General features: G+C 64.2%; 1 protein-coding gene. It reads left to right on the forward strand.

Features of this window, described 5'->3' with window-relative positions; all coding sequences use genetic code 11:
* The first annotated feature begins 550 nt into the window (after positions 1 to 550).
* Positions 551 to 2,947: a hypothetical protein gene (locus K8I61_11965; protein MBZ0272746.1), complete on the forward strand. Its 2,397-nt coding sequence runs from the start codon at positions 551 to 553 to the stop codon at positions 2,945 to 2,947.
* Positions 2,948 to 3,123 lie beyond the last annotated feature (176 nt).

A 3,123-nucleotide genomic window follows, 5' to 3' on the forward strand; every position in this document is an offset into this window, starting at 1 on the left:
GACATGCCCGAGTGGGCCGTGGTGGAGGAGCTGAGGAGCGAATACCGGTAGCGAGTGTCGAGTTACGAGTGGCGAGTGACGAGTGAAATCACAGAATCGCATTCGGCGGAACGCGGAGGCGCCAAGATGCGGAGGGCGCGGTCGACCCCGCCCCAGCATCGCCGCTTCCTTTGCCCGCGCCCGCGCCCGAAAAAATCCCGCTATTCCCAACGCGCCCCCAAATACCACCGCCTTCCTCTTCCCGCGACGGCCCCTCCCCGGGACCGCAGGTGCCATGGCGCGCCGAAGCCTTGGCGAAGGCGGGTCCTCAGCTTCGGAAAAACTCACGCCGCCCCCCGCAAACCGTCAATTCCAATCGTCGTCATCCGCGCCGTTCGCGAATTCATGACGACTTCGCGTTTCGCCTCTTTCCTCTTTCCTCTTTTCTCGTTCCTCGCGTGTCCTCTTTCCTCTTTCCTATTTCCTGTCTCCTATTTCCTCGCGCGTCATGGTAAATTCACCCCCTCAATTTTCCGCGCCATTGGCGCCGCACCATGAGGGATCGGGTTCCATGAAATACACGCGCTGGTTGGCGCTCGCGCTCGCGAGTGTTTTGATGCTCTCGTTCGCCGGCTGCGCCTGCGGCGATGACGATGACGACGATGATGGCGACGATGACGCCGCGCCCGACGACGACACGTCCGCGGATGACGATACCGCCGGCGACGATGACACGGCGGGTGACGATGACGCGGACGACGACACGTTCGACGATGATGCGGACGACGATACGACAGACGATGACGCGGACGACGATACGTCCGACGACGACACTGGCGATGACGACACCGGCGACGATGACACCGGCGACGACGACACCGACATCGTCTTCGATCCCTGGGACAATCCGAACGCGAAGGCCGACGCCTTCCGCCTCTACTACAAGGAGCGCGTCGATCGCGCGCTTTTGGCCTACAACCGCTTCATGCTCGTCGGCGACGTCGTGCCCGCGCACACGCTCGGCCACACCAACATCGCCAAGGAAGGAAACGAATACGAGGTCCAGCTCCACCCCGTGGACAACAACTGGATCGGCTTTTCCGTGTTCAACACCTATCACGCGTACAAGATCTTTCGCACGCGCGAGATGGCCCTCACGCTCATCCGCCAGTTCGAGGGCCTCGCCTACGCCGAGGAAATCCAGGGCATCGACGGCCTCACGTGCCGCGAGTGGCAGACCGGCTTCACGACGACCATCGATGGGCCGGGCGGCACCGTGACACGCACGCTGGATGACACGCCCATTGACCCCGCCGAGGACTACGACGCGGAACTGGAAGAAGAAATCATCGACGCCTTCTTCTCCGACGGCGTCTATCACATCAATGGCGAGCCGACCGATCACTACTTCCGCATCGAGTCGATCCTGCGCCCGGGCGACTACGCCGTGACGCTCGTGTTCGAGGAAATGCCGAACTACCTGCGCATCTCCAATTGCTGCTCGTCTTACATGGTCAGTCAGCTTGGCCCCTTCGAAGGCTACTTCTGGGGCAATCACAACAGCCGCGACAACTTCCCGGATTTCGGCGCCGGCTACTTCGCGGCGCTCGAAGCCATGAACGACCCCGCGGCCGATGCCGACGTGCGCGCCTCCGCCGCCCGCGCGTGGGCCGCCGGACAGCGCATCGGCGACCGCACCGTCGATGAAGGCTACAACCTCATGACCGTCAGCGAGTTCGAACCTTACGACGACGCGCACCTCATCGTCGCCGGCGAAATCCGCCCCGACGGCACCGACGAGGGCCCCGAGTGGCTCGGCTCGATGAACTCCTGCCAGATGTCCTACATGGCCAAGGCCCTGTCCGCGGACGGCCTGTCCTCACCCACCGAGCCGGTCGAAACGCCGGGGTCGTATGAGATCCTCGCCATCAAGGCGATCCTCGAAGCCCTCGGACTGCCCGTCCCCAACATCACCAAGACGTGCAAGAACCTCGACGACGCCTACGTCGGGCTCGGATGGGGCGATGTCCTCGAGGTGCGCGTTCTCGGCCAGTCCCTGTTCGATCTGCTCGGCATCGCCCTGAACCTCGGCGGCGAACCCGTCGCGGATATCCTGAAAACGGTCGCGACCGGAACGGACCAGCCCGAAATGGCCATCTTCGCCGTGGCTTATTACGCGAAACTGACCGACAACGACGAGCTCTATCAGGAGGCGCGCGAGACGCTCTTCCACATCACCGAGGTCCACCGCCTGGCCGCGAAGCTCATTTACGACTGGGCGAACGCGCAGGATCCCGTGCCCTCGAACTGGGTCAACTTCGCCGTGGAAGAGCTCCAGAAAGCCGCCCAATACGCGCACATCGGCGGCGTCGGCAACGCCGACTACGACCCGCTGGATTGGGAACGCGCCGATCGTTACCAGGAGACGTTCGAGGACGTGCTCGAACGCGGCGACTCCACCCCGCGCGCCCTCAAGTCCGACGCCCAGCTCTGGCAGTCCATCCTCGACGAGGTGAACGGCTACTCCGATCGGCCCCTCACCTACGACCGCTACTGGGATCGCTTCCCCACCGAGGCCGACAAGCCCATCAAACGAAACGGCGACCACTACGAGGTCATCGACGTCAACGGCGACTGGATGGAAATTCCCAACATCACGCATCAGGGCTTCGGCGGCGCCATCTTCATGAACGAACTGCCCAACTGCGCCCTCGAGCCGACCGTGCTCGACTGCGCCTGGGCGATCCTCGGATGCGAGCGTCCCGACCTCGACGCCGACGGCGACGTGGACGCCGGCGACAGGACGCTCTTCGACGCGGCCTGGCTAGCCTACGGCCCGGCGAACCCCACCCCCTGCAACGTCGGCAACGACTGGTGCGACGGCGCCGACCTCGACCGATCCGGCGCCCTCGACCAGGACGACGCCGACTTCATCGACGCGGCCGACGGGTGCTGGTACGAAATCTAGGGGGTTTTGCGATGTCAGGGCCGCAAACGCAGCGCAGCGGAGTGCGCGGTCGATACCGCCCCGGCATCACCGCCTTCGCAATGTCAGGGCCGCAAACGAAGCGCAGCGAAGTGCGCGGTCGATACCGCCCCGGCATCACCGCCTTCGCAATGTCAGGGCCGCAAACGAAGCGCAGC

The sequence above is a fragment of the bacterium genome (genome assembly GCA_019912885.1).
In the GTDB taxonomy this organism is placed as follows: Bacteria; Lernaellota; Lernaellaia; order JACKCT01; family JACKCT01; genus JAIOHV01.

Coding starts and splice junctions, on each gene's coding strand:
- K8I61_11965 (MBZ0272746.1), top strand. CDS start 551: ATGAAATACACGCGCTGGTTGGCGCTCGCGCTCGCGAGTGTTTTGATG.